The organism is Bacillus sp. AP50 (genome assembly GCF_040492675.1).
Lineage (GTDB): Bacteria > Bacillota > Bacilli > Bacillales > Bacillaceae_G > Bacillus_A > Bacillus_A cereus.
Genome location: NZ_JBEUTW010000296.1, coordinates 1 through 2,426, shown reverse-complemented (window position 1 = coordinate 2,426; position 2,426 = coordinate 1). Strand labels below are relative to the sequence as shown.

The window sequence follows — 2,426 nt, the reverse complement described above, 5'->3', positions numbered from 1 at the left end:
ACAATGGCTACATGCTAACTGTAAAATATTATCCATATAAAATTATTCCCCTTTAATATTTCTGAAAATATAAAAATATTAATTTTATAAATATACACGTTATAATGAGGGCGTCGAGAGAAATTTTATTATCTCTGGAGAAAATATAAAAAATGCGATTATTAGTAAGAAAGGTGTGTGATTAGAGGCGAAATGTATGTAATGTGCTTCAGTGGCTTGTGTAAGCAATATCATCAGTGCTACCGAAGTTATGAAAGTAATGTATAGAATTGAGAAAGAAACGCCTCGCAAATGAAGAGAGGCCGGTTTAGCTAAAATTACTTTTAAAAGTAAAAAAGAGAAACCATTAAAGTAATACACTGTTATTAGAAATGTTGCAACGTATTTATGAAGTCTATTCTATATTGTTCTCTTAAGGGGTCTTTATATAAAGAGCGGATATTACGAGTAAACTTTTTTGTGAACGCTAACAATTATATTAGGACGCTAATTAGCGAATGTTTCAATTTGGATTCATTATGATGAAGGACATACAATGTGGGGCAACTTGTAAGGAATTCATTTTCCAGAAAGGGAATATTTGTTAGGTGCAAAGAGAGATGCAGGAATAGATACAAGGGGGAGTTATTATATGAACGGGAATACTGCAAAGAAAATAGAAGTTCAAGCTGAAAATACCGCACGAAAAAATGAGCAATATGCAGATCCGAAAAAGTGGCATAAGCAGGATACTACATGGGCACTCAGTCTATTTGGAACTGCAATTGGAGCAGGGGTGCTCTTTTTACCGATTAATGCAGGTTCAGGTGGTTTATTATCTTTACTACTAATTACATTACTTGCATATCCAGTTATGTATTACTCACATAGGGCGCTTGCTAAAATGATATACGCTTCTAATTCTGCTGATGAGGGGATCACAGGTACAATTAGAGAGTATTTCGGAAATAAAGCGAGTATCATTTTTAACATCGTATATTTCGGTTCAATTTATACAATCGTACTAATGTATTCGGTTGCGCTTACAAACACTGCAAGTAGTTTTATCGTGCATCAATTGCACATGCCAGAACCTCCAAGAGCTATTTTATCACTTGTATTAGTTCTTGGTCTTATCGCTATACTGAATTTTGGTCAAGATATTACTGTAAAGGTAATGAGTATGTTAGTGTATCCTTTCATAGTTTCTCTACTTTTTATCGCAATATCTTTAATTCCACAGTGGAATACGTCAATGCTTAGTTTTTCAGCTGTTTCAACTGCTTCAACAGGAACAGGCTATTTTGGAACGATATTGATGATTCTACCAATCATCGTATTCTCATTTAATCATTCACCTATGATTTCATCATTTGTTGTGAAACAGAGAGCTACGTATGGAATCGAAGCCACTGATGCTAAATGTGCGCAAATACAAAAGGTTTGTTATATCATGACATTCGCTGTTGTTATGTTCTTCGTTTGGAGTAGCGCATTGAGCTTGACTCCAGATGATATAAAAATGGCAAAAGAACAAAACTTATCAATTCTTTCATATCTTGCTAATGAGCTTAATTCGCCTGTAATCACTATTGCAGCTCCAATTATTGCTTTTGTGGCTATTACAAAGTCTTTCCTTGGCCATTATATCGGAGCATTTGAAGTAATGCGTGACATGATTATTAAGTTCGGTAAATCACGTGGAAAAGATATTGAAGAAAAAACAATTAAGACAATAATCCTTACTTTTGTTGTATTATCATGCTGGTTTGTTGCTTATACAAATCCAAGTATTCTTGGACTTATTGATTCTCTAAGCGGTCCTTTAGTTGCTGCTATCTTATGTCTATTACCGATGTATGCGATTCAAAAAGTGCCGGTACTAGCTAAATACAAAGGGAAAATGAGTAACGTATTTGTTATTATTGTAGGTGTACTTACTGTCTTAGCAAGTATTAAGTCATTATTCTAATTCACTATTATTGCTATTAGTGTAAAAATAGTTAACACGAAAAACTTTTTGGACAAACTTCTCACATTGGAGAGTTTGTCCTTTTTTAGTCATTCTATCAACTTGAAACAGCCACCTTCCAGGCAGAAGGTGGCTGTTTCGGTATTAATTTATTTTAACTATTCACGTCTAAATGGACCTTTTGGAGCAATTAGCTCTAAATTAGTACCATCTGGATCACGGAAGTAGGCAACGCCTGTGCCAAATCCAGATTTCTAGCCGTCTTCTTGAAAGATAATTGGTTCGTCATATGGGTACTATCCTATGCCCATCAAGCTAACAAAATGGATTGCCTCTGAAACAAAAATGATTTTTATTACTATAAAAAACGTAAAGTATCTGTTTTTAGAAAAAATTAATTTTTATAAATTGATGGAGATATAACTCAATTTTTTTATATATGTAGTTAAATATGATTGTCAGAATGAACTTAAAG

At 33.6% G+C, this 2,426-nt stretch carries 1 protein-coding gene and 1 pseudogene; one reads left to right on the top strand and one right to left on the bottom strand.

The window, feature by feature from the left end; all coding sequences use genetic code 11:
• Positions 1-631: 631 nt before the first annotated feature.
• Positions 632-1,951, top strand: coding sequence for an aromatic amino acid transport family protein (locus ABWK52_RS20400; protein ID WP_001014189.1), 1,320 nt, complete (start codon positions 632-634; stop codon positions 1,949-1,951).
• 158 nt (positions 1,952-2,109) lie between these two features.
• Here ABWK52_RS20400 and ABWK52_RS20395 read toward each other — a convergent pair.
• Positions 2,110-2,244, bottom strand: a pseudogene (locus ABWK52_RS20395) (VOC family protein); the annotation flags it as partial.
• Positions 2,245-2,426 lie beyond the last annotated feature (182 nt).

Bases quoted from the DNA above. Each gene is read 5' to 3' on its own strand.
- ABWK52_RS20400 (WP_001014189.1), top strand. From the start codon at position 632: ATGAACGGGAATACTGCAAAGAAAATAGAAGTTCAAGCTGAAAATACC.